Raw genomic sequence first — 22,732 nt, 5'->3', positions numbered from 1 at the left:
CCCCGCGGGCGGACGGGCACCCCGGAGTACGGTCCTCCGGGGTGCCCGTCGGTTTTCCGCCGGTCAGGGTGCCGGCCAGGGCACCTGCGGCGAGCGGTAATAGCCGATGCCGAGGGCGTCCCAGCGCGGGCCCTGCGCGGCCAGCCGCTCACGGTAGCCGTCCCAGCCCAGCCGGGCGGCCGGCGACCAGCCCAGCTCGGCCGCCCCGGCGAACCGAGGGAAGGCCAGGTACTCGATGTCGGCGGTGGTCTGCACGGTCTCCGTCCACAGGGGTGCCTCGACGCCCCGGACGGCCGAGGCGGGCACCCCGGCGAGATAGGAGCCCGGGTCCCAGTCGTAGGAGCGCCGCACCTCCACCAGGCCCGCCCACTTGGTGCCGATGGGGGTGGCGTCGGTGTACTTCATGTCGAGGTAGATCCGGTCGGCCGGGGACAGGACGATCCCGGTGCCGTTCCGGGCGGCCTGCGCGACCTGTTCCTTCTCGGCCGCGGCGGTGCGGTCCAGGCCCCAGTACTGGGCGAGGGCGCCCGGGGCCGGGCGGGCGCCGGTGAGCTGGTGCCAGCCGATGACCGTCTTGCCGTAGCGGGCGACCACCGGCTGGACCCGGTCCATGAAGGCCACGTAGTCGGGGTGGCTGGTGGAGTGCGCCTCGTCGCCGCCGATGTGCAGATAGCGGCCGGGGGTGAGGGCGGCCAGTTCGCGGATCACGTCGTCCACGAAGTCGTAGGTGACCTCCTTGGGCACGCACAGCGAGCTGAAGCCGACCCGGGTGCCGGTGTAGGGCGGGGGTGCCACGCCGTCGCAGTTGAGCTCGGCGTAGGAGGACAGGGCCGCGTTGGTGTGGCCCGGCATGTCGATCTCGGGGACGACCTCCAGATAGCGGGAGGCCGCGTAGCGGACGATCTCGCGGTAGTCGGCCTTGGTGTAGTAGCCGCCCGGGCCGCCGCCGACCTGGGTGGCGCCGCCGTAGGCGGCCAGGCGCGGCCAGGAGTCGACGGCGATGCGCCAGCCCTGGTCGTCGCTGAGGTGCAGGTGCAGTTCGTTGACCTTGTAGAGGGCCACCTGGTCGATGTAGCGCTTGACCTGGGCGACGGTGAAGAAGTGCCGGGCGACGTCGAGCATGGCGCCCCGGTAGGCGTAGCGGGGGCGGTCCTCGACGGTGCCGCCGGCGATCCGCCAGGGGCCGCGCTGCACGGTCTTCTTCTCGACGGCCGGCGGGAGGAGCTGGCGCAGGGTCTGGACGCCGTGGAAGAGCCCGGCGGGGGTGCGCGCGGTGAGGGTGACGCCGCCGGCGCCGCTGTGCAGCCGGTAGCCCTCGGCGCCGAAGTCGCCGTTTCGCAGCCGGAGCCGGATGCCGCCGCTGCCGTGGTCGGTGAGCGGCAGCGGGTAGCCGGTGGACGGGCGCAGGATGCCGGCGAGGTAGGCGCCGACGCGGCGGACCTCGGCGGAGCCGTCGACGCGGATGCGGGTGGCGCGGGTGATGCGGTACGGCGTGCCGCCCGGCTTGGCGGAGACGGGTGCCGGGACCACCCGGTCCAGCGGCGAGGGGGCGGCCGCCTGGACGTCGGGGGCCGCGCCGACGCCGAAGGCACCGGCCGCCGCGAGCAGCAGCAGGGTGGCGAGGACGCGGAACGTCCGGGGAGTGGTGCCGTGGTTCGGTCTCACATGCGCTCCCTTCGGTTAAGGGGAGGTTGACCGTCTGACGGGGTCGTCCTCCACTGTGCCGCAGATCGGGTGAAACAATCCCCGTATGGCGGACATCATCCAGAAGGACGGCACCTGGGCGTTCGACGGCGACACCCTGCGGATCACCCCGGGCGGGGAGAAGAGCGTGGGTCTGCTCCGCCGTGAGCTGAGCGAACTCGTCGTTCCGCTGCGTGCGTTGGCCGGGGTCTCCCTGGAGCAGGGCCGGAAGTCGGGGCGGCTCAGGCTGCGGCTGCGCGACGGCGCCGATCCGCTGCTCCAGGCCACCGCGGGCCGGCTCGCCGCGCCGCACGACCCCTATCAGCTGGTCGTGGAGCCCGACCGGTACGGCGTGGCCGAGTACCTCGCCGACGAGCTGCGCAACGCCCTGCTGCTGGAGGGGATTTCACCGGACCCGGTGGACGAGTACCTGCTGCCGGGCCCGTCGCTGCCGGTGTCCGCCTCGGCCGGGGACGGCACCGCGGGCTTCGACGGGGAGCGGGTGCGGCTGGAGTGGAACTGGAAGACGGAGGAGTCCAAGGCGTCGGCCGGACCCCGCACGATTCCGCTCGCCGACCTCACCGGTGTCGAGTGGCAGCCGGCGGCCGGTCTGGAGAACGGGCACCTGCGGTTCCTGGTCCGCGGTGCGCCGGCGGGCGCACCGCCCAAGTACGACGCGAACGCGGTGGAGTTGTGGGGGTTCCGGAAGGACCCGCTGATGGCCCTGGTCGCGGCGGCGGTGCAGGCGCGGCTGCCGCACCCCTCGGCCGCGCGGACGCAGGCGGGACGGATCCCGGAGCAGCGGGCCGGGGAGCGGACGACCGGGGAACAGGCGGCCGGGGACGACCACGACACGCTGTTGCGGCGGCTGCGGGAGCTGGGCGAGCTGCACCGCGACGGGGTGCTGACGGACGAGGAGTTCGCGCTGGCCAAGCAGGCGGTCCTCAAGCGCCTGTGAGGACCGCCCGCGACAGCGGGGGCTACTTGGCCGTGCGGGACACCGTGAAGTGGTCGACGCGGTCGCCGGTCTCGGCGATGCCGGACACCTTCAGCGTGGCCTGGCGGCCCCTGGGCGCGGGGCTGACGTCCACGCGCAGGAAGGAGTAGTTCAGGTAGCGCACCCGGGACCAGCCGACGGTCTCGTGGACCTTGCCGTCCTCGGTGTTGACGAACGAGGCCACCGAGTCGGTCTCGTGCTCGTGGCCCTCGTAGGTGTCGGGGGCGGAGAAGGCGTACAGGCTGCGGCCGGCCGCGCCGGCGGTGACGTAGACCACGCCGTCGGTCTCGGGGTAGGCGGTGCCGCCGATGGGCAGCTTCTTGGCGACCTCGCCTCCCTTGATCACGTCGGTGCGCTCGTACTGGTGGTTGTGGCCGTTGATGACCAGGTCCACGGTGTACTTCTCGAACAGCGGCACCCACTCCTGGCGCACCCCGCCCTCGGAGGCGTGGGCGGTGGAGGTGCAGTAGGCGCAGTGGTGGAAGAAGACGACGATGAAGTCGACGTCCTTGGCGGCGCGGAACTTCTTCAGCTGTCCTTCCAGCCATGTGGTCTGGGTTCCGCCGGAGATGCCCAGGTTCGCCGGGATCTCGTAGGAGATGTCGTTGGCGTCGAGCGAGATGACGGCGGTGTTGCCGTAGACGAAGGAGTAGACGCCCGGGAGGTTCTTCCGGTCCGGGCCGTTGTCCGGCAGGGTCCAGCGGGCGTCCTCGCCGCCGTAGCCGTTGGGCGAGTACCAGGCCTCCATGTCGTGGTTGCCGTACGCCGGCATCCACGGGACCTGCTTGGCGACGGTCTCGGTCTGGGCGAGGAAGGAGTCCCAGGTCCGCGCGTCGAAGCCGGTGTCGGCGGTCTTGCCCGCGCCGGACGGGTCGGCGTAGGCGATGTCGCCGGCGTGCAGGTGGAAGGCGGGGTTCTGGCCGAGCAGGAGGCTGTTGTTGGCCAGGCCGTGGTAGCCGACGCCCTCGTCGCCGAAGGCGGTGAAGGTGAAGGGCGCCTTGTGGGCGGGGGCGGTGGTGAAGGTGCCCACGGTGCCCAGCAGGTGCGGTTCGGCCGGGTCGAAGCCCTGGTGGCCGACGCCGTAGTAGTACGTCCGCCCCGGGCGCAGGTGGGTGAGCCTGGCGTGCAGGTAGTACTGGGTGTGGTCGCCGCTCGCGCCGACCCCGGCCGGGGTGTACAGGGTGCGGACCTCGGCCTCGATCTTCCGGGAGAGGTCCCAGGGGTGGGCGCCGACCCGGATGAACGGCTTCCTGACGGCGACCGGGACCTGCCAGGAGACGGTGATCTCGGTGCGCGGGTCGTTGCCCCAGGCCAGGTGGCGGCCGAAGGGGGCGACGTGCGCGCCGTCGGCCGTGGCGGCGGCGGGGGCGGTGTGCCGGGCGGGCACGGCGGCCTGGGCGGTGGCCCCCGGCACGAACGCGCCGCCGGCGACGGCGCCCAGCGTGACCGCGCCGCCCCGGATCATGGTGCGCCGCGAGAATCCGGCCCGCAGGTACTCGTGCTGTTCGGCCATGCTCATGCGCTCGGCCAGCTTCTCGGGAACGCCCATACGAGGAATGTCCATGGCGTCTGAAACTGGTCGGCTCGGGCAACGGGATGCGGGACTCCGGATGGACGGGGGGCGAACAGGGCGCCATAAGAGTTTCAACAGCCCTCTGCCCGGAATCGGGCACGATTCTTGCGAAACAGGCGCCGGTACCCCAGGATCTACCGGGTGCACGACGAACTCGTAGATCATCTGACGCGGTCCACGCCCCTGAGCCGGGGCGAGGCACTGCGCGTGGTCCAGGACGTGCTCGCCTTCTTCGACGAGACGACCCAGGAGTACGTCCGTCGCCGCCACCGCGAGCTCCAGGCCCAGGGCCTGGTGAACGCGGAGATCTTCCAGCGGATCGAGGCGGACCTGAAATACCGGGCGGTGGCGCCGCCGGAGCTGACGCTCAGGCAGCTGCGCCGCATGGTCTACGGCTGAGCCCGGCCGCAGCCCGGACCCACTCAGCCAGACCCCTCCCGCCCGGACCAGCGACAGTCAAGGGATACCTCTATATATGTGCGGAATTGTCGGTTACATTGGGAAGCGTGACGTCGCCCCCCTCCTGCTGGAGGGCCTCCAGCGCCTGGAGTACCGGGGCTACGACTCCGCGGGCATCGTCGTCACCTCCCCGAAGACGCCCGGCCTGAAGATGGTCAAGGCCAAGGGCCGGGTGCGCGACCTGGAGGCGAAGGTCCCAGCGCGCTTCAAGGGCACCACCGGCATCGCCCACACCCGCTGGGCCACCCACGGCGCCCCGTCCGACGTGAACGCCCACCCGCACATGTCGGCCGACCAGAAGGTGGCCGTCGTCCACAACGGCATCATCGACAACGCCGCCGACCTGCGCCGCAAGCTGGAGGCGGACGGCGTCGAGTTCCTCTCCGAGACCGACACCGAGGTCCTCACCCACCTGATCGCCCGCTCGCAGGCCGAGAAGCTGGAGGACAAGGTCCGCCAGGCGGTCCGGCTGGTCGAGGGCACCTACGGCATCGCCGTCCTGCACGCCGACTTCCCGGACCGGATCGTGGTGGCCCGCAACGGCTCCCCGGTCGTCCTCGGCATCGGCGAGAAGGAGATGTTCGTCGCCTCCGACATCGCCGCGCTGGTCACCCACACCCGCCAGATAGTGACCCTCGACGACGGCGAGATGGCCACCCTCAAGGCCGACGACTTCCGCACCTACACCACCGAGGGCACGCGCACCACCGCCGAGCCCACCACGGTGGAGTGGGAGGCCGAGTCGTACGACATGGGCGGCCACGACACCTACATGCACAAGGAGATCTTCGAGCAGGCCGACGCCGTGGACCGGGTGCTGCGCGGCCGGATCGACGACCGGTTCTCCACCGTGCACCTCGGCGGCCTCAACCTGGACGCCCGCGAGGCCCGGCGGATCCGCCGGGTGAAGATCCTCGGCTGCGGCACCTCGTACCACGCGGGCATGATCGGCGCCCAGATGATCGAGGAGCTGGCCCGCATCCCCGCCGACGCCGAGCCGGCCTCCGAGTTCCGCTACCGCAACGCGGTCGTGGACCCCGACACCCTGTACATCGCCGTCTCCCAGTCCGGTGAGACCTACGACGTGCTGGCCGCCGTGCAGGAACTGAAGCGCAAGGGCGCGCGGGTCCTCGGCGTGGTCAACGTGGTCGGCTCGGCGATCGCCCGCGAGGCCGACGGCGGCGTCTACGTCCACGCCGGCCCCGAGGTCTGCGTCGTCTCCACCAAGTGCTTCACCAACACCACGGTGGCCTTCGCCCTGCTGGCGCTGCACCTGGGCCGCACCCGCGACCTGTCGGTCCGCGACGGCAAGCGGATCATCGAGGGCCTGCGCAAGCTGCCCGGGCAGATCTCCGAGATCCTGAAGCAGGAGGAGGAGATCAAGCGGCTGGCGGAGAGCTACGCCGACGCCCGCTCGATGCTCTTCATCGGCCGCGTCCGGGGCTACCCGGTGGCCCGCGAGGCCTCCCTGAAGCTCAAGGAGGTCTCCTACATCCACGCCGAGGCCTACCCCGCCTCCGAGCTGAAGCACGGTCCGCTGGCCCTCATAGAGCCGGCCCTGCCCACGGTCGCGATCGTCCCCGACGACGACCTGCTGGAGAAGAACCGCGCGGCCCTGGAGGAGATCAAGGCCCGCGAGGGCAAGATCCTGGCGGTGGCCCACCAGCACCAGGAGAAGGCGGACCAGACCATCATCGTCCCGAAGAACGAGGACGAGCTGGACCCGATCCTGATGGGCATCCCCCTCCAGCTCCTCGCCTACCACACGGCGAAGGCGCTCGGCCGGGACATCGACAAGCCGCGGAACCTCGCCAAGTCGGTCACCGTCGAGTAGGCGCGAGCACAGAACGGACCCCCGCGTGTGCCACCGGGCACGCGGGGGTCCTTCTCATGCCGCTCGACTTCAACCGGTGGCCGTCACCCCCCGGCCCGCGGCACGCCGGGACACCACCGTCGGCCAGTGCGCGAGCGCCGCCGTCGCCGCGTACCAGGCCACCGCCCCCGAGGCGACGGCCGTCCAGCCGCCGGCCCGGGCGAGCACCGAACTGCCGGCGAAGGCCGCGACGGCCAGCACCAGCATGGACAGGAACAACAGCCCGTACATCAGCCGGCCCAGGGCGTCCCGGCCGGTGAGGGTCAGGGTGAGGGCGACCAGGGCGAACAGCAGCAGGAAGAGGCCGGCCGCGTTGGCCGGTCCGCGGTCCGACACGGCCCAGGCGAACCACAGGGCGCCGAGCGTGACATAGCCCGCGCCGGAGGCGGCGGCGCCGTCGTGCAGGGCCAGCAGGCCGACGAGGAAGAGGGTGACCCCGCCGACGTAGTGGGCCACGGTCACGGTGTCGGAGGCGCCCACGCCGTGGATGACGCCGGTCGTCCCCAGCCCGAACGCCAGGAGGGTGAGGGCGAGGGCCAGCCGGCCGGCCGCGGCGGTGGTCACGTTTCCCGCTGAGACGTCGTTGTCCACGGCGGGCTCCCTTCGTGCGGGTGCGGTGGTGCGGTGCCCGGTATATGCCCCCCACCAGGGCCGGAACACCTGCTACGCGCCAGTAGTTCGCCTGTGCGCCAAGGGAGTTGAGGGGGCGTGGGATGCCCTAGGGAATGACGATCACGGGCCGTCGCGCCCGCTTGGCGAGCCGCCCGGCGACGGAGCCGAAGATCCGGCCGACGATGCCGTGCGTGGAGCCGACCACGATCGCGTCGGCCTCGTACTCCCGCCCCACCTCTTCGAGTTCGTGGCAGATGTCCCCGCCCCGCTCGACCAGGATCCAGGGCACCTCGGCCAGATAGTCGGCGCAGGCCAGCTCCAGCCCCAGGACCTCGGTGCGGTGGTCCGGCACATCGACGAAGACGGGTGGTTCGCAGCCGGCCCACACGGTCGTGGGCAACCGGTTGGCGACATGGACGATGATCAGGCCCGAGCGGGAACGGTGGGCCATGCCGATCGCGTAGGCGAGGGCGCGCTCACTGGAGGTGGAGCCGTCGAAGCCGACGACGACTCCGTGCCGGAAGGCGGGGTCGCAGGAAGGGCGGGACTCTTCCGCCGCCAGGGGATCGGCCGCCGTGGGGTCGGCGACCGGCCGCTTGCGGTCCGCTGGTTCGAAGAATTCGTGACCGGCCATGGCTGTCTCGGCGTTGTGATCCTTTATGGGAAGGGACGACAGTGTGCGGCGGAGCTGTGTCCGGGAAACATCTTCCCAAGCCCATACCCCCAAGGGTACGGCGGCACGCCTCCCGAGCCCAGATCCCGCGCACGCTCCGTAAGCGGTTCCCCCCGGCATCCGCAGGGGTTCACCGGAGCATGCACGAGCCGCGCCCGTAACGCAATGGTTGCTGCCTCGTACAGGCGGTTTGCACACCGTTCACCGGTGTACGGTCGGTGACCGGCCGGTCGAACACGCGTTGAACCCGGGTGAGCCACCGCCCCAGGGAGGACGAGATGCCCGGTCCCCGATCCAGCGGCGACCCCCGCCCCACGCCGGACACGGTCGGCGAGGTGATCCGGTGGGCAGCCTTCAGCTGTGTGCTCGTACCGGTCGTCCTGCTCTGGTACGGCACCTCACTGGCCGGCACCGCCGGCACGGCACTCGGTCTCACCGCCGTCACGGCCGTGTGCCGGCTGCTGCTGCGCCGGTCGGAGCGGTGTGCCGCGCGTTGCGCCGCGCAAAGAGGCGGACGTCACACCCGGGGTCAGACACCGGTCGACTGACCTGTTTTCGCGCCTCTGAGCGCTGCTTTTCAGCCAACTTCTGGATATCGCCCAAGAGGGCTCCGACCCGCCCTCCAATCCCCGTTCGACCTGCAAGGAAAGGGTCCGCGAGCCGCCGCGCACCCTACGCGGTTTGGCCACGACGACAAGGCGCACTTCCCTGCACGCCTCGTGAGTGCAACGCTTCGTGATCGAATGCTTCACGCCAAGTTGTCATGTCGACAATGTCCGGCGTGTCGAACTGGCCACCGCATGATCGCGGGAACCAGTAAATTCGATCTTGACTGTCTTTACGGCGGGGGACTCGTGCAGGACCGAGGGGAAACGTGCAGGAGCGACACAACCGAGGAGCCGCGACCACCGAGGGGGGCTTAGCAGTATGAGCCACGACTCCACTGCCGCGCAGGATGCCGCAGCCCGGAAACTGTCCGGGCGACGCCGTAAGGAAATCGTCGCGGTGCTGCTGTTCAGCGGCGGCCCCATCTTCGAGAGTTCCATTCCGCTTTCGGTGTTCGGCATCGACCGCCAGGACGCCGGCGTGCCGCGCTACCGGCTGCTGGTGTGCGCGGGCGAGGAAGGCCCGCTGCGGACCACCGGGGGCCTGGAACTCACCGCACCGCATGGGCTGGAGGCGATCTCCCGCGCCGGGACGGTCGTCGTGCCGGCCTGGCGGTCGATCACCTCGCCGCCGCCGGAGGAGGCGCTCGACGCGCTGCGCCGGGCGCACGAGGAGGGTGCCCGCATCGTCGGGCTGTGCACCGGTGCCTTCGTGCTCGCGGCGGCCGGCCTGCTGGACGGCCGCCCGGCGACCACCCACTGGATGTACGCGCCGACGCTGGCCAAGCGCTATCCGTCGGTGCACGTCGATCCGCGGGAGTTGTTCGTCGACGACGGCGATGTGCTGACGTCGGCGGGCACCGCGGCCGGGATCGACCTCTGCCTCCACATCGTGCGGACGGACCACGGCAACGAGGCGGCCGGCGCGCTCGCCCGGCGCCTGGTGGTCCCGCCGCGCCGCTCGGGCGGTCAGGAGCGCTACCTCGACCGGTCTTTACCCGAGGAGATCGGCGCCGACCCGCTCGCCGAGGTCGTCGCCTGGGCGCTGGAACACCTCCACGAGCAGTTCGACGTGGAGACGCTGGCGGCACGCGCCTATATGAGCCGCCGCACGTTCGACCGCCGGTTCCGCTCGCTCACCGGGAGCGCGCCGCTGCAGTGGCTGATCACCCAGCGGGTGCTCCAGGCGCAGCGGCTGCTGGAGACGTCGGACTACTCGGTGGACGAGGTGGCGGGCCGCTGCGGCTTCCGCTCCCCGGTGGCCCTGCGCGGCCACTTCCGCCGCCAGCTCGGCTCCTCCCCCGCCGCCTACCGGGCCGCCTACCGGGCCCGCAGGCCGCAGGGCGACAAGCCGGGCGAGCCGGAGCCGGCGGTGCCGGTGGCCGGCCCGCAGGGCGCCCCCGCGGGGCTGCCCGGCCCGGGACCGGTGAACGGCCCCGCCCCCGCGCTGCTGCACGAGCACCGCGAAGGCGGAGTACCGCTCCAGGCCCGCCGGGCCCCGGCCGGCGCCGTGGGCCTGCTCCCGGGCCCGCGCAGCGGTAACTGAGCACGACGGAAGGGGGCGGGCGGGTCCCGCCCCCTTCTCTCGTGCGGCACAGGGGCACGTAAAAAGCTCAGGTGCGCTTTAGGGTGGTCGCATGAACGATCGCATGGTGTGGATCGACTGCGAGATGACCGGCCTCTCGCTGTCCGACGACGCGCTCATCGAGGTGGCCGCCCTCGTCACCGACTCCGAGCTGAACGTACTCGGCGAGGGGGTGGACATCGTCATCCGTCCGCCGGCCCGCGCGCTGGAGACGATGCCGGAGGTGGTGCGTCAGATGCACACCGCGTCCGGGCTGCTCGCCGAGCTGGAGCGGGGCACGACCCTTCAGGACGCCGAGGAGCAGGTGCTGGCGTATGTGCGCGAGCACGTGAAGGAGCCGGGCAAGGCCCCGCTGTGCGGGAACTCCGTGGGCACCGACCGCGGCTTCCTGCTGCGGGACATGCCGACCCTGGAGGACTACCTCCACTACCGGATCGTCGACGTCTCCTCGGTCAAGGAGCTGGCCCGCCGCTGGTACCCGCGGGCGTACTTCAACAGCCCCGAGAAGAACGGCAACCACCGGGCCCTCGCCGACATCCGCGAGTCGATCGCCGAGCTGCGCTACTACCGCGAGGCCATCTTCGTGCCCCAGCCCGGCCCGGACTCCGACACCGCCCGGCAGATCGCCGCCCGGCACGTCGTACCCGCGCCGTAGCCGCCCGGTGGCCGCCCGCGCGAAAACGTGTGCGCGAGCACCCCTGAAGACCCTGTAGACTTCTTCTCGGCCGGTCGGGGAAACGACAAGTTCCACCACCGGTCGTGGTGGGTGTAGCTCAGCTGGTAGAGCACCTGGTTGTGGTCCAGGATGTCGCGGGTTCGAGTCCCGTCACTCACCCTGAGTGATCAGCCGGTGACTTACGTCGGAAGACGGAAGTCACCGGCTGATTCGTTTTTCCGCCCACGTTTCCCACCCGCGCTTCTCCGACGCGCTCCCCCACCGGCCGGGCCCCGTGCGGACCCGGCCGGTGAGCCGCGTCACGACGACGCCCGCACCACCAGCTGCACCGGCAGCACCGCCCGGCGGGGCGCCGCCTCCCGCGCCGGGCCCGGACGCCGGCCGGCGATCTCGGTGAGGAGCAGGTCGATCATCGCGCGGCCCATCTCCTCGATGGGCTGCCGGACACTGGTGAGCGGCGGGTCCATGTGGCGGGCGATGGCCGAGTCGTCGTAGCCGACCAGCGCCACGTCCTGGGGGATCCGCCGGCCCGCCTCGCGCAGCACCTGGCGGGCGCCGGCCGCCATCACGTCCGAACCCGCGAAGACCGCGTCCAGGTCGGGCCGGCGGGACAGCAGGGTGCTCATCGCGCGCCGGCCGCCCTCCTCGGTGAAGTCCCCCGGCTCGATGAGGAGTTCGTCCGCCGGGCGGCCCGCGTCGGCGAGGGCGTCGCGGTAGCCGTCGGCACGGCGCTGGGCGCCGTAGACGTCCAGCGCGCCGGTGATGTGCGCGATCCGGCGGCGGCCCCGGGACAGCAGGTGCTCCACGGCCGCGCGGGCGCCGGCGTAGTTGTCGGAGTCCACCGAGGTGAGCGACTCGGCCGCCGAGCGCGGGCCGCTGATCACGGCCGGGATCTCCAGCTCGGCCAGCAGATCGGGCAGCGGGTCGTCGGCGTGCACGGAGACCAGCAGCACGCCGTCCACCCGGTGGGCCGCCAGGTACTGGGCCAGCCGCTGCCGCTCCCGGTCGCTGCCCGCGAAGGTCAGCAGCAGCTGCATCTCGGTGTCGGCCAGTCCCGCGCCGACCCCGCGCAGCATGTCGGAGAAGTAGGGCTCGGCGAAGAACCGGGTCTCCGGCTCGGGCACGACCAGCGCGATGGCGTCGGTGCGGTTGGCCGCGAGGGCGCGGGCCGCGGTGTTGGGGACGTAGCCCAGCTCCGCGACGGCCGCCTCGACGGCGGCGCGGGTGGCGTCGCTGACCCGGGGCGAGCCGTTGATCACCCGGGAGACGGTGCCGCGCCCGACCCCGGCCCGGGCGGCGACCTCCTCCAGGGTCGGCCGCCGGCCGCCCCGGCCCCTCACACCGTTGCCTGCCATGGTCGCCGCCTTCCGTTCACCGCCGTCAGGCCAGGAATGTAACAGCGTGACGGCGGCGCCTTCGATTCCGCGGGCGGCGACGGGCGGTCAGGCGGGCAGGGCGTTGTTGCGGATCACCTCGGCGTACCAGCGGGCGCTGGCCTTGGGGATGCGGCGCTGGGTGGCGTAGTCGACGTAGACGGCGCCGAAGCGCTTCGAATAGCCGTAGGACCACTCGAAGTTGTCCAGCAGGGACCACAGGAAGTAGCCCCGCACATCGGCTCCGTCGGCGATGGCCCGGCGCACGGCGTCCAGGTGGGAGTGGAGATAGGCGATGCGCTGCGGGTCCTCGACGCGTCCCTCCGGGGAGACATAGTCGTCGAAGGCGGCGCCGTTCTCGGTGACCATCAGCGGCAGCCCGGGGTGCCGGGCCGACATCTCGGTCAGCAGGGTGTGCAGCCCGCTGGGGTCGATGGCCCAGTTCATGGCGGTCAGGTCGTCGTTGGCGAGGTGGAAGGCGACCTGCTCGGAGCCGGTCCACGGGGAGTGGTCGCTCGCGCCGTGGCCGTCGTTGCGGGTGCTGGCGGCGCCGTCGGCGGGCAGCGAGACCACGGTCGGCGCGTAGTAGTTGATCCCGAGCACGTCGAGCGGACGGGAGATCTCCGCGAGGTCCCCGGCGCGCACCAGCTCCTCCCAGTCGACCACGTGCGCGGTGTCGCGCAGCAGGTCCTCGGGGTAGGCGCCGTCCAGCAGGGGGCCGGTGAAGACCCGGTTGCCGACGGCGTCGATGCGGCGGGCGGCCTCGGCGTCCTCGGGGCTGTCGGTGAGCGGGCGCACCTGGTGCAGGTTCAGGGTGATGGAGACCTGCGCCGAGGAGGGCAGGGCCGTGCGCAGGGCGCCGACGGCCTCGCCGTGGGCCAGGTTCAGGTGGTGGGCGGCGCGCAGGGTGGCGGCCGGGTCGGTGCGGCCCGGGGCGTGCACGCCGGAGCCGTAGCCGAGGAACGCCGAGCACCAGGGCTCGTTGAGGGTCGTCCACATCTTGACCCGGTCGCCCAGGGCGCGGGCGGCAAGGGTGGCGTAGTCGGCGAACCGGTGGGCGGTGTCGCGGTGCGGCCAGCCGCCCGCGTCCTCCAGCTCCTGCGGCAGGTCCCAGTGGTAGAGGGTGGCGACCGGGGTGATGCCCGCCTCCAGGAGGGCGTCGGTCAGGCGGCGGTAGAAGTCCAGGCCGCGCTCGACGGCGGGGCCCCGGCCGGTGGGCTGGACCCGGGGCCAGGAGATGGAGAACCGGTAGGCCTTGAGGCCGAGGTCCTTCATCAGGGCCACGTCGTCGCGGTACCGGTGGTAGTGGTCGGCGGCGATGTCACCGGTGTCGCCGTTGCGGATCTTGCCGGGGGTGTGGCTGAAGGTGTCCCAGATGGAGGGGGTGCGGCCGTCCTCGGTGGCGGCGCCCTCCACCTGGTAGGAGGCGGTGGCGGCACCCCAGACGAAGCCGGTCGGGAAGGAGGTGTCCGCGGCCGGCTGGACGGTGGTCTCGGGTCGTACGGCGGTCATGGTGAGAGCGCTCCCAGAAGGAAGAGAAACGGATGGCGGACGGCGGGCCGGCCGTGCGGGAGCCGGTCGCGGGCGGGGCGGGGTCCGGGCGGCCGGGGCCCGGGTCCGCCCCGGATGGCGCTGGGCGTCGTGGCCGGTACCGGCCGGACGGGTTGCGCGGAGGGACGGGGCCGTGTCCTTCCCGTACCCGGTACGGGAGTCGACGGCCCGGCCGGGCGGTGGGCATCCCGTGCGGTACGAGCCCGGCGGGGCCGGGAGGTGTCCGGTCCGGTACGGCCCGCTGCGGGGCGGATGAGGAGGTGGGCGGTACCGGACCGGGCACGAGGGGTGGGCCGGCGCGTGCGGCGCGCCGGCGGTGGGACACGGACCGGCCCGCGGTGGGCCGGTCCGGCGGGGCGGGCCCCGCGGCCGGGGGTCAGCCCTTGACCGCGCCGGCCATGATGCCCCCGACGATCTGCTTGCCGAAGATCACGAAGACGAGCAGCAGCGGCAGGGTGCTGATCAGCGCGCCGGCCATGACGATGCTCTGGTCGGGCGTGTAGGAGGCGCTGAGCTGGCCGAGCGCCACCTGGATGGTGGGGTTCTGCTGGTTCAGCGCGAGGAAGGGCCAGAAGAAGTCGTTCCAGGCCTGGACGAAGGTGAGCATGCCCAGCACCATCATCGCGGGCCGGGCCACGGGCAGCACCACGCTCCACACGATGCGGATGTTGCTCGCCCCGTCCACCTTGGCCGCCTCGATCAGCTCGTACGGCAGCGCCTCGATGAGGTACTGGCGCATGAAGAAGACACCGAACGCGCCGACCAGGGTCGGGAAGATCACCGACTCCAGCTGTCCGCTCCACCCGAAGTCCGAGATCATCATGAACAGCGGGACGACGCTGAGCTGGGGCGGGATGGTCAGCGTGGCAATGACCGCGGTCATCAGCACGTTCCGGCCGCGGAAGCGCATCTTGGCGAAGGCGTAGCCGGCGAGGGTGCAGAAGAACAGGGTGGCGACGGTGATGCTGCCGGCCACGATCACGCTGTTGACGATGGCCTTGCCGAGGTTCGCCTGGTCCCAGGCCGCCTGGAGGTTGCTCCCCAGTCTGCCGCCCGGCAGCAGCGGCGGCGGGCTGTCCAGGACCCGCTGCTGGTCGTGCGAGGCGGCCACCAGCGTCCAGTACAGCGGCAGGATCGAGCCGAGCCCGACGACGATCAGGGCGGCGTAGGTGAACGGGCCGCCCCGCAACTGCTGGCCGGCGCCCAGGCGCAGACGGCCCGGGGCCCTGCCGGGGGCGGTGGGGGACGGTGCCGGGACAAGGCCCGGCGCCGAGGTCTTGGTGGGACTGGTCGTGGTCATCGATGTCGCTCCCGTCAGGCCGCGTTCTTGCGCACGAACCGGCCGACGATCCAGTTGATCAGGGCGATCAGCAGCAGCAGGACGAGCATGGCCCAGGCCACGGCCGCCGCCGGTCCCAGGTGGCCCAGCTTCCAGCCGTAGTTGAAGAGGTAGATGCTGAGCGTCTCGTACTGGTGCTCGCTGCCGCCGATCGAGCCGAGGGTGCCGCCCTGGAGCAGCAGCGGCTCGCCGAACAACTGCATCGAGCCGATGGTCGAGATGACGATGGTGAACAGGATCGTCGGCCGCAGCGAGGGGATGGTCACCTTGCGGAACTGCTGCCAGCGCGTCGCCCCGTCGATGGCGGCGGCCTCGTACAGATCGGTGGGGACCGCCTGCATCGCGGCCAGGTAGATGAGGGCGTTGTAGCCGGTCCACCGCCAGATCACGATGACCGAGATGGCGATCTTGGAGGTCCAGGTCCCGTTGCCCCAGTCGATGTTGCCGGCGCCGAAGAAGTGCAGCACCCAGTTGAGGATGCCGCCGTCGGCGCGGAAGACCAGCGCGAAGACCAGGGCGGCCGTGGCGACGGAGGTGGCGTACGGGGTGAGGATGACGGTCCGCCAGAAGGTGCTGGCCCGCAGCTTGTAGTTGAGCAGATGGGCGAGACCCAGGGCCACCAGCAGCTGCGGCACGGTGGAGATGACACCGATGATGAAGGTGTTGGACACGGCCGTCCAGAACTCGGCGTCCTGGAGGATCCGGGAGAAGTTGTCGAGGCCCACCCACTCGGACTGGTCGAGGCCCGTCATCTCCACCCGGTGCAGGGCGATCCAGCCGGTGTAGAGGAGCGGATAGAGCCCGAAGGCGCCGAAGATCAGGAAGAAGGGGGCGATGTAGGCGTACGGCGACGCCTTGTCGTCGAAGCGCCACAGCCGGCTGCGCCATGTGCCGCGTCCGTTCGACACGGCACCGGAGCCGCCGGGGGGCGGGGTGTAGGCACCCCGGGTGGGGGTTGTCGTTGCCACGGAGGGAGTCCTTCCCTGAAGGTTTCGGCCGGTGGGGCGTACGGCGCGGTCCACAGGGGGACCGGCCCGCCGCTCCCCGCGCGGATCGGTACGGTGGCGGACGACCCGTGCCGCGGCCTGACGTGCGTGTGGGGCGGAACCCGGCCGTCGGCCGCCGGTCCCCGCCGGTGACGCCGCGGCGGCGCCCTGGGCCGGGCACCGCTTCCGCGTCGTCGGTCACTCACCCGCCCGGGCCGGCGTCCTGTCGTCCGGCTCCCGCCGCCGGCACGCGGGGCGCGCCTGGCGGGAGTTCGACGACAGGGCCGGTGTCCCCGTGCCGCGTACCGGTCTGCGCTGCCCGGCGGCGGGGGCGGGGTGCCCGTACGGGCGGGGTGCGGGCGGCCCGGAAGCCGTCCGCACCCGGGCCGGTCAGCCGATCGCCTTGTCCAGCGTGTCGGTCGCGGCCTTCCAGGCGTCGTCGGGGTCGGTGCCCCGCTTCTCCATGTTGTTGATCTGGGTGGAGATGGTGTCCTTGATGGTGCCGTCCTTCGGGCCGAGCACCGCCGCGGGGATGGACTTGGCCTCCTCGGCGTAGATCTGGCCGATGGGGGCGTCGCTGAAGTACGGGAGCTTGGCGTTCTTCACGTCGGCCAGTTCGTAGGCCTTCTGGTTGGACGGGAAGATGCCCGCGGCCTTGAACACCGCGGCCTGCTGCTCGGGCGCGGTCAGCCACTTGACCAGCTCGGTGGCCTCCTTGACGTGCTTGCCGCTCTTGGGAACGGTCAGGAAGGAACCGCCCCAGTTGGCCGCCGTGGTGCCGGGCGCGCGGGAGATGTCCCACTTGCCCTTGTAGGCGTCACCGGAGTAGGTGACGATCTGGGTGGACATCCAGGCGGGGCAGGCGATGGTGGCCACGCTGCCCTTGCGCAGCGCCGCGAACCAGGCGTCGGTGAACTGCGGCAGGCCCTGGCTGAGCTTCTTGTCGGCGGCTTCCGCGGCCAGGTTCCAGCCCTGCTTGACGGACGCGCTGTCCTTGTAGACCGCGTCGCCGTCGGCGTTGTAGTACTGCTGGGACGAGGAGGAGACGACCGCGTTGTACATCGCGGAGGCGGAGTCCATGAAGTAGGTGCCGGAGGGCGCCTTCCTCTGGTACTGCTCGCCGAGGTTGAGGTAGTCCTCCCAGCCGCCGGCGACGGCCTTGGCGACGGCCTCGCGATCGGTGGGCAGGCCCGCCTTCTCGAAGAGGTCCTTGCGGTAGCACAGGGACATCGGGCCGATGTCGGTACCGGCGCCGATCACCGCGCCGTCCTTGGCGGTGGCCTGCTTCGCCTTCCAGGGCACCCAGTCGCCGACGTTGATCGCCTTGCCGAGGTCGGTGAACTTGTCCGCCTGGGTGTCCACGACCTCCTTGATGCGCCCGACCTCGATACCGGCGACGTCCGCCAGGCCGCTGCCCGAGTTCAGCTGCTGAAGGAGCTTCGGGTAGTAGTCCTGCTCGTTGGCGGTGGTCTCTTCCTTGACCGTGATGTTCGGGTGCAGCTCGTGGTACTTGGCGAACAGGTTGGCTTCCTTGTAGCCGAACTGCCCGTAGTCGGCCACCGTGAGGGTGATGTTGCCGTTGGCGTCCGTGCCGTCCGACTCGCCGTCGTCACTGCTGCAACCGGTCAGCAGCAGGGCGGAGGCGGTCAGGGCCGTCGTGGCCACGATCGCCGCTCTGCGGCCGTGGCCACCGCCGGTACGGGTGATGCGCATTCCACTACTCCTTGTTCCAGTGGGGAACGGGACCTCAGGATTCGGACCGCCGGGCCGGGCGGTCCGGACCTGCCCTCTCGGATCGAGCAGCGGCTAGCCAACAGCACACGGTGTGCGATGGAAACGTGCTGGTCAACGGTGTGCCATGCAAGGTAGAGGGGAAGGCCATGGGTGGTTTCGTCCGAACGGAAGAGAGCCCCGGTCACCCCGTGGGACCGCTCCCACGCGGCATGCCGGAAGACTCGTCGGTGCCGGGGCGGGTGTCAAGACTTGAAGACGGCGTTGTTGCGCAAGCGTGTTCCGTACGTCACGGGAACGTGTCGCCCCGCTCACCTCGCCCTGGGCCGTCCCGCCGCGCGTCGGCGCAGGTCACCGGGCACGTCGGCCGCTTACCGCGGCCAACCGCCGCGCACCGCGGGGCGATTGCCGGAAATCCTGGGCCAGAATGAAGCGCCCCCGACCCGGACCGCCGGAAGGTGAACGATGAGCCCTGCCGAACAGCCGCAGCCGTCCCGGACGGCGGCCGTGCGGCGACCGACCCTGAACGCCGTGGCCGCCCGCGCCGGCGTGGGCCGCGGCACGGTCTCCCGGGTCATCAACGGCTCCCCCAAGGTCAGCGACCGCTCCCGGGCGGCCGTCGAGCGGGCGATCGCGGAACTCGGCTACGTCCCCAACCGCGCCGCCCGCTCGCTGGCCACCAGCCGCACGGACTCGGTCGCGCTGGTCGTGCCCGACGCCCAGAGCCGCCTGTTCGCCGAGCCGTACTTCTCGGAGATCATCCTGGGCGTGTCCGCCGGACTCTCCAGCGCGGGCATGCAGTTGCTGCTGGTGCTCACGGGCGACGAGACCGAGTACGGCCGGCTGGCCGGCTATCTGGCCGCGCAGCGGGTGGACGGGGTGCTGCTGATGGCGGTGCACGCCGAGGACACCCTGCCCGACCGGCTCGCGGAACTGGCCGTGCCGACCGTGCTGGCCGGGCGCCGCGGCGAGGCGGAGCGGCTGGGCCATGTCCGCGCGGACAACCGGGGCGGCGCCCGGCTCGCCGTACGGCACCTGCTGGCGGGCGGGCGGCGGGCCGTCGCCACCATCACCGGCCCGCCGGACATGGACGTGGCGCGGGGCCGGCTCGACGGCTACCGGGACGCGCTGCGGGACGCCGGGGTCCCCGTCGCCGAGGAGCTGATCGCGGCGGGCGACTTCACCGAGCAGGGCGGACGCGCGGCCATGCGGGAACTGCTGCGCCGGCGCCCGGATCTCGACGCCGTCTTCGCCGCCTCCGACGTGATGGCCTCGGGCGCGGTGCAGGAACTGCGCGCGGCGGGCCGCCGGATCCCCGGGGACGTGGCACTGGTCGGCTTCGACGACTCCATCGTGGCCCGGCACATCGACCCGCCGCTCACCAGCGTCCGCCAGCCGCTGGCGGAGATGGGCCGCACGATGGCGAGCCTCCTGCTGGAGGAGATCGCCCAGCGCGGCACGGGGCAGCGCGGGGTGGTGCTGCCGACGGAACTGGTGGTGCGGGAGTCCGCCTGACGCCGGTCGCGCGGCCGGTCCCGGCGGCTGGGACGCGTGGTGCTCGTCCGGCTTCTCGACGTTCGTACGCCATCGGCTGGTCCCGGCGGCCGGGACGCGCCGAGCGCGGACGCCCGGCGTGGCGCGGCGCGGCTCTGCCCGGCGTGGCTCCCGTCCAGCGCGGCACGGCTCCGCCCAGCGCGGCGGCCGGGATCAGGGCCCGCGGCAGGGGCGGGGCGCCGGTGACCCGGCGGTGGGCGGGGAACCACAGCGCGGCGGCCGACGGCGGGGAACCACGGCGCGGCGGCCCGGCGACGGCGACCCGCGGCGCGGCGGCCCGGCAGCGGACAGGGAACCTCGGCCCGGCGGCCCGCACGGTCGCGTCGTCCGCCGCATCGCGCTTCCGCACGCCCCCCTGGCGCGCCACACCACCGTCCGCTCCCCCTTCCATCGTGGGAGCGCTCCCATGCATAATGCATGTACTCGACCCCTGGGAGAGCCTCCATGCCCGAACCGATGACACAGACCTTTCCGCCCGCCTTCCTCTGGGGCGCCTCGACCTCGGCGTACCAGATCGAGGGGGCGGTGGGGGAGGACGGCCGCACCCCGTCGATCTGGGACACCTTCAGCCATACGCCGGGCCGCACGGCCGGCGGGGAGACCGGGGACGTCGCGGTCGACCACTATCACCGCTACCGCGACGACGTGGCGCTGATGGCGGAGCTGGGCCTGAGCGCGTACCGCTTCTCCGTGTCCTGGCCCCGGGTGCAGCCGACGGGCCGGGGCCCGGCGATCCAGCGCGGCCTGGACTTCTACCGCCGGCTGGTGGACGAACTGCTGGAACACGGCATCAAGCCGGCGCTCACGCTCTACCACTGGGACCTCCCGCAGGAGCTGGAGGACGCGGGCGGCTGGCCGGAGCGGGACACCGCGTTCCGGTTCGCCGAGTACGCGCGGCTGGTCGGGGAGGCGCTGGGCGACCGGGTGGAGCAGTGGATCACCCTCAACGAGCCCTGGTGCAGCGCCTTCCTGGGCTACGGCTCCGGGGTGCACGCGCCCGGCCGCACCGACCCGGCGGCCTCCCTGCGGGCCGCGCACCACCTGAACCTCGGGCACGGGCTGGCCGTGTCCGCCCTGCGCGCGGCGATGCCGTCCCACAACCGGATCGCGGTCAGCCTCAACTCCTCGGTGGTGCGCCCGCTCAGCCAGGACCCGGCCGACCTGGCCGCCGTCCGCCGCATCGACGACCTGGCCAACGGGATCTTCCACGGCCCGATGCTGCACGGGGCGTACCCGGAGACGCTGCTGGAGGCCACGCGCTCGGTGACGGACTGGAGTCACGTCCTGGACACCGACCTGCGCACGATCAACGCGCCGCTGGACGCGCTGGGCCTGAACTACTACACGCCGGCGCTGGTCTCGGCCGCGTCCGGGGAGGTGAAGGGGCCCCGGCTGGACGGGCACGGCGGCGGCGAGCACTCCCCCTGGCCGGCTTGCGACGACATCGTCTTCCACCAGACGCCGGGCGAGCGCACGGAGATGGGCTGGAGCATCGACCCGACGGGCCTGTACGACCTGATCATGCGCTACGCCCGCGAGGCGCCGGGCCTGCCGCTGTACGTCACCGAGAACGGCGCGGCCTACGACGACAAGCCCGACCCCGACGGCCGCGTGCACGACCCCGAGCGCATCGCCTACCTGCACGGCCATCTGTCGGAGGTGCGCCGGGCCATCACCGACGGCGCCGATGTGCGCGGCTACTACCTGTGGTCGCTGCTGGACAACTTCGAGTGGGCGTACGGCTACGGCAAGCGGTTCGGCGCGGTCTACGTGGACTACGCCACGCTGGAGCGGACGCCGAAGTCGAGCGCCCACTGGTACGGCGAGGCGGCCCGCACCGGAGCGCTGCCGCCGGTGCCGGCCCTCTAGTCCCGGAGGGCGCGGCCTGTCGTGGGGGCGGGCCGCGCCCTTCGTCGTCCCCGGTGGGGGACGCCGGGTGTCAGGCGATCACTTTGAGCGCGGAGTACAGCGCGTAGAGGATGGCCGGGAGGGCCCCGACGAGCCCGGTCAGCGCCCCGATCACCACGGGAAGCCGGTGTGCCGACTTCAGGGCCCGGGCGAGATAGGCCACGAGTACGAAATAGGCCAGAGTCACCACGACTCCGGCCGAGAGCAGGACAGCAGGACTCATCGAGTGCATACGGCGCTCTTCTCTGTGCGACATGCCCAGTCCGGTGCCGGCCCCGCCGTGAGCAGGCCATACGCGTCCCTTGGCGGGGGACATGGACAGCCACGGTGAGGTGCCGGTGATATGACGGTAGCTCAAACCGAGCCCCGTGGGCCAGAGTTGGCCGAGACAGCGAAACGAGCAGGGGCCCCCAGGGAGCCACCCCTGGGTTCCCCCGCTCAGGTCAGCTCCGGACTGGGCAAGTCGCGGAAGACTGCTCGTTAGATGGTCGCGCGCCGAGATATACGAACGATATACGCGCCGTCCGCGCCGGTTGTTACCCTGACGTGTGGGAAGGGGGCGTGATGCGCGCATCGATATCCGGCGACCCGGAACCGCGGTTCACCCTCCTCGGCCCGGTGCGCGCCTGGCGCGGCGAGGAATCCTTGCCCACGGGCAGCCCCTTCCAACGCGCTCTGCTGGTCGCCCTGTTGCTGCGTGAAGGCCGTACGGCGACCGCCGCCGAGCTGATCGATTGCCTCTGGGGCGACGAACCGCCCGCCTCGGCGCTGCCCGGCGTGCGGACGTACGCCTCCCGGCTGCGGAAGGTGCTGGGCCCCGACATCCTGGTCAGCCGGTCGGGCGGGTACGCGGTCGGCGCGCTGCCCGAGGACGCCGTCGACGTGTGGACCGCGCAGCACCTGGCGGAGGAGGCGGAGCGGGCACGCGTCGCCGGGGACCCGGACGGGGCACGCAACGCCCTGGACCGGGCGCTGGCTCTGTGGGACGGGGAGGCGCTGGCCGGGGTGCCCGGCCCGTACGCCGAGGCGCAACGGGCCCGCTTGGAGGAGTGGCGGCTGCAACTCCTGGAGTCCCGGCTGGACATCGACCTGGAGCGGGGCCGGCACGCCGAGGCGGTCTCGGAACTGACCGCCCTGACGGCGGCGCACCCGCTGCGCGAGCGGTTGCGCGAACTGCTGATGCTGGCGCTGTACCGCAGCGGCCGGCAGGCGGAGGCCCTCGCGGTCTACGCGGACACCCGCCGCCTGCTCCAGGACGAACTGGGCGTGGACCCGCGTCCCGGCCTCAGCGACCTCCAGCAGCGCATCGTCGGCAAGACGACCCTGGCGGTGCACGTGGCCCACCGCGCGCGGTCCGCCTTCCCCGACGGACAGCTGTACGTCGACCTCCAGGGCACGGGCCCGCGCCCCGTCGAACCGAAAACCGTGCTCGGCTCCTTCCTGCGCGCGCTGGGCACGGCCGACTCGGCGATCCCCGACTCCCTGGAGGAACGGTCGGCGCTGTACCGCTCCCTGCTGCGCGGCCGGCGGGTGCTGGTCCTGCTGGACAACGCC

19 protein-coding genes and 1 tRNA gene are annotated in these 22,732 nt (G+C 72.1%); 10 read left to right on the top strand and 10 right to left on the bottom strand.

Features of this window, described 5'->3' with window-relative positions; translation table 11 throughout:
* Nucleotides 1-63 precede the first annotated feature (63 nt).
* Nucleotides 64-1,665, bottom strand: coding sequence for a beta-N-acetylhexosaminidase (locus IH25_RS0131890; protein ID WP_030618664.1), 1,602 nt, complete (start codon nt 1,663-1,665; stop codon nt 64-66).
* An 85-nt stretch (nt 1,666-1,750) separates the two neighbouring features.
* On the opposite strand from IH25_RS0131890, the gene IH25_RS0131885 reads away from it, so the two are divergent.
* The gene (locus tag IH25_RS0131885) at nt 1,751-2,641 is read left to right on the top strand and encodes a DUF4429 domain-containing protein (protein WP_030618661.1); all 891 of its coding nucleotides are present in this window, start codon (nt 1,751-1,753) and stop codon (nt 2,639-2,641) included.
* A gap of 22 nt (nt 2,642-2,663) precedes the next feature.
* Here IH25_RS0131885 and IH25_RS0131880 read toward each other — a convergent pair whose 3' ends face one another.
* Nucleotides 2,664-4,229 carry a purple acid phosphatase family protein gene (locus tag IH25_RS0131880; RefSeq protein ID WP_030618659.1) on the bottom strand — a complete coding sequence of 522 codons (1,566 nt, stop codon included), beginning with the start codon at nt 4,227-4,229 and terminating at the stop codon, nt 2,664-2,666.
* Nucleotides 4,230-4,394: 165 nt separating this feature from the next.
* On the opposite strand from IH25_RS0131880, the gene IH25_RS0131875 reads away from it, so the two are divergent.
* Entirely contained in the window at nt 4,395-4,652 is a 258-nt protein-coding gene (locus tag IH25_RS0131875) for a hypothetical protein (RefSeq protein ID WP_030618657.1), read from the top strand.
* Between the two features lie 76 nt (nt 4,653-4,728).
* Nucleotides 4,729-6,546 (top strand): glutamine--fructose-6-phosphate transaminase (isomerizing), encoded by a 1,818-nt coding sequence (gene glmS, locus IH25_RS0131870; protein WP_030618655.1) that lies wholly within the window; start codon nt 4,729-4,731, stop codon nt 6,544-6,546.
* 69 nt (nt 6,547-6,615) lie between these two features.
* Here glmS and IH25_RS0131865 read toward each other — a convergent pair whose 3' ends face one another.
* Together IH25_RS0131865 and IH25_RS0131860 are read right to left on the bottom strand one after the other, a co-directional pair.
* A complete protein-coding gene (locus IH25_RS0131865; protein WP_030618653.1) occupies nt 6,616-7,176 on the bottom strand; it encodes a GPR1/FUN34/YaaH family transporter in 561 nt (186 codons plus the stop codon).
* Between the two features lie 127 nt (nt 7,177-7,303).
* Complete coding sequence (locus IH25_RS0131860; protein WP_030618650.1) at nt 7,304-7,831, bottom strand: universal stress protein; 528 nt, start codon at nt 7,829-7,831, stop codon at nt 7,304-7,306.
* A gap of 317 nt (nt 7,832-8,148) precedes the next feature.
* Here IH25_RS0131860 and IH25_RS38020 point away from each other — a divergent pair, with 317 nt between their 5' ends.
* From IH25_RS38020 to IH25_RS0131840, 4 genes are all read left to right on the top strand, one after another.
* Nucleotides 8,149-8,418, top strand: coding sequence for a hypothetical protein (locus IH25_RS38020; RefSeq protein ID WP_030618647.1), 270 nt, complete (start codon nt 8,149-8,151; stop codon nt 8,416-8,418).
* Nucleotides 8,419-8,797: 379 nt separating this feature from the next.
* Nucleotides 8,798-10,021, top strand: coding sequence for a helix-turn-helix domain-containing protein (locus tag IH25_RS0131850; protein ID WP_030618644.1), 1,224 nt, complete (start codon nt 8,798-8,800; stop codon nt 10,019-10,021).
* Between the two features lie 91 nt (nt 10,022-10,112).
* The gene (gene orn, locus IH25_RS0131845; protein WP_030618642.1) at nt 10,113-10,715 is read left to right on the top strand and encodes an oligoribonuclease; all 603 of its coding nucleotides are present in this window, start codon (nt 10,113-10,115) and stop codon (nt 10,713-10,715) included.
* A 107-nt stretch (nt 10,716-10,822) separates the two neighbouring features.
* A tRNA-His gene (locus IH25_RS0131840) sits at nt 10,823-10,895 on the top strand.
* A 140-nt stretch (nt 10,896-11,035) separates the two neighbouring features.
* Here IH25_RS0131840 and IH25_RS0131835 read toward each other — a convergent pair.
* From IH25_RS0131835 to IH25_RS0131815, 5 genes are all read right to left on the bottom strand, one after another.
* The gene (locus tag IH25_RS0131835; RefSeq protein WP_030618639.1) at nt 11,036-12,091 is read right to left on the bottom strand and encodes a LacI family DNA-binding transcriptional regulator; all 1,056 of its coding nucleotides are present in this window, start codon (nt 12,089-12,091) and stop codon (nt 11,036-11,038) included.
* Between the two features lie 87 nt (nt 12,092-12,178).
* Nucleotides 12,179-13,621: a GH1 family beta-glucosidase gene (locus IH25_RS0131830; protein WP_030618635.1), complete on the bottom strand. Its 1,443-nt coding sequence runs from the start codon at nt 13,619-13,621 to the stop codon at nt 12,179-12,181.
* Nucleotides 13,622-14,036: 415 nt separating this feature from the next.
* The gene (locus IH25_RS0131825) at nt 14,037-14,960 is read right to left on the bottom strand and encodes a carbohydrate ABC transporter permease (protein ID WP_030618633.1); all 924 of its coding nucleotides are present in this window, start codon (nt 14,958-14,960) and stop codon (nt 14,037-14,039) included.
* A gap of 14 nt (nt 14,961-14,974) precedes the next feature.
* On the bottom strand, nt 14,975-15,967 hold the full coding sequence (locus IH25_RS0131820) for a carbohydrate ABC transporter permease (RefSeq protein WP_030618630.1): 993 nt from the start codon (nt 15,965-15,967) through the stop codon (nt 14,975-14,977).
* Between the two features lie 408 nt (nt 15,968-16,375).
* The gene (locus IH25_RS0131815; RefSeq protein WP_030618627.1) at nt 16,376-17,698 is read right to left on the bottom strand and encodes an ABC transporter substrate-binding protein; all 1,323 of its coding nucleotides are present in this window, start codon (nt 17,696-17,698) and stop codon (nt 16,376-16,378) included.
* A gap of 483 nt (nt 17,699-18,181) precedes the next feature.
* Here IH25_RS0131815 and IH25_RS0131810 point away from each other — a divergent pair, with 483 nt between their 5' ends.
* Both IH25_RS0131810 and IH25_RS0131805 read left to right on the top strand, forming a co-directional pair.
* Nucleotides 18,182-19,231, top strand: a complete 1,050-nt coding sequence (locus IH25_RS0131810; RefSeq protein ID WP_030618623.1) for a LacI family DNA-binding transcriptional regulator — start codon at nt 18,182-18,184, stop codon at nt 19,229-19,231.
* Between the two features lie 483 nt (nt 19,232-19,714).
* The gene (locus tag IH25_RS0131805) at nt 19,715-21,139 is read left to right on the top strand and encodes a GH1 family beta-glucosidase (protein ID WP_030618621.1); all 1,425 of its coding nucleotides are present in this window, start codon (nt 19,715-19,717) and stop codon (nt 21,137-21,139) included.
* A gap of 70 nt (nt 21,140-21,209) precedes the next feature.
* Here IH25_RS0131805 and IH25_RS0131800 read toward each other — a convergent pair whose 3' ends face one another.
* Nucleotides 21,210-21,401: a hypothetical protein gene (locus IH25_RS0131800; protein WP_245172940.1), complete on the bottom strand. Its 192-nt coding sequence runs from the start codon at nt 21,399-21,401 to the stop codon at nt 21,210-21,212.
* 341 nt (nt 21,402-21,742) lie between these two features.
* Here IH25_RS0131800 and IH25_RS0131795 point away from each other — a divergent pair.
* The coding region (locus tag IH25_RS0131795) for an AfsR/SARP family transcriptional regulator (RefSeq protein ID WP_037656018.1) at nt 21,743-22,732 on the top strand (990 nt) is incomplete at its 3' end.

Source organism: Streptomyces achromogenes subsp. achromogenes (assembly GCF_000720835.1).
Classification (GTDB): domain Bacteria; phylum Actinomycetota; class Actinomycetes; order Streptomycetales; family Streptomycetaceae; genus Streptomyces; species Streptomyces achromogenes.
The sequence above is the reverse complement of the archived record's forward strand: the minus strand, read 5'-3'. Positions and strand labels throughout refer to the sequence as shown.

Coding starts and splice junctions, on each gene's coding strand:
- IH25_RS0131860 (WP_030618650.1), bottom strand. CDS start 7,831: ATGGCCGGTCACGAATTCTTCGAACCAGCGGACCGCAAGCGGCCGGTC.
- IH25_RS0131810 (WP_030618623.1), top strand. CDS start 18,182: ATGAGCCCTGCCGAACAGCCGCAGCCGTCCCGGACGGCGGCCGTGCGG.
- IH25_RS0131815 (WP_030618627.1), bottom strand. CDS start 17,698: ATGCGCATCACCCGTACCGGCGGTGGCCACGGCCGCAGAGCGGCGATC.
- IH25_RS0131805 (WP_030618621.1), top strand. CDS start 19,715: ATGCCCGAACCGATGACACAGACCTTTCCGCCCGCCTTCCTCTGGGGC.
- IH25_RS0131830 (WP_030618635.1), bottom strand. CDS start 13,621: ATGACCGCCGTACGACCCGAGACCACCGTCCAGCCGGCCGCGGACACC.
- IH25_RS0131880 (WP_030618659.1), bottom strand. CDS start 4,229: ATGGGCGTTCCCGAGAAGCTGGCCGAGCGCATGAGCATGGCCGAACAG.
- IH25_RS0131850 (WP_030618644.1), top strand. CDS start 8,798: ATGAGCCACGACTCCACTGCCGCGCAGGATGCCGCAGCCCGGAAACTG.
- IH25_RS0131800 (WP_245172940.1), bottom strand. CDS start 21,401: ATGAGTCCTGCTGTCCTGCTCTCGGCCGGAGTCGTGGTGACTCTGGCC.
- IH25_RS0131835 (WP_030618639.1), bottom strand. CDS start 12,091: ATGGCAGGCAACGGTGTGAGGGGCCGGGGCGGCCGGCGGCCGACCCTG.
- glmS (WP_030618655.1), top strand. CDS start 4,729: ATGTGCGGAATTGTCGGTTACATTGGGAAGCGTGACGTCGCCCCCCTC.
- orn (WP_030618642.1), top strand. CDS start 10,113: ATGAACGATCGCATGGTGTGGATCGACTGCGAGATGACCGGCCTCTCG.
- IH25_RS0131825 (WP_030618633.1), bottom strand. CDS start 14,960: ATGACCACGACCAGTCCCACCAAGACCTCGGCGCCGGGCCTTGTCCCG.
- IH25_RS0131885 (WP_030618661.1), top strand. CDS start 1,751: ATGGCGGACATCATCCAGAAGGACGGCACCTGGGCGTTCGACGGCGAC.
- IH25_RS38020 (WP_030618647.1), top strand. CDS start 8,149: ATGCCCGGTCCCCGATCCAGCGGCGACCCCCGCCCCACGCCGGACACG.